The organism is Mesorhizobium sp. M8A.F.Ca.ET.208.01.1.1 (assembly GCF_004791315.1).
GTDB lineage: Bacteria > Pseudomonadota > Alphaproteobacteria > Rhizobiales > Rhizobiaceae > Mesorhizobium.
The window spans coordinates 1-283 of the sequence record NZ_SRUT01000409.1; the positions used below are offsets into that span (position 1 = coordinate 1).

Below are 283 nucleotides of genomic sequence, written 5' to 3' on the forward strand. Positions count from 1 at the left end.
CCACAGTCGCTCCCGTCGATCACCCTGCCCGGTCTCAGCCTTGTCCAACAACTCTTGCCCGGCGCTCTCGGCATCGCATTGATGAGCTTCACCGAAACGATCGCCGCCGGCCGAGCCTTTGTTGCCCCGGTGGACCCACCCATCAATCCCGACCGCGAGCTTCTTGCAACTGGGGCCGCCAACCTCGCAGGTGCCTTGTTCGGCTCGGCGACGATCCGCTGGAAACGGCCAGTCCCGAAGCGGGCAGCGCGACCACGTTCACCAATGGCGGCGGGGCTGTCTC

1 protein-coding gene is annotated in these 283 nt (G+C 66.1%); it reads left to right on the forward strand.

Features of this window, described 5'->3' with window-relative positions:
- Nucleotides 1–54: 54 nt before the first annotated feature.
- A partial coding sequence (locus EN851_RS35875) for a SulP family inorganic anion transporter (RefSeq protein WP_348630753.1) occupies nt 55–283 on the forward strand: 229 nt, incomplete at its 3' end.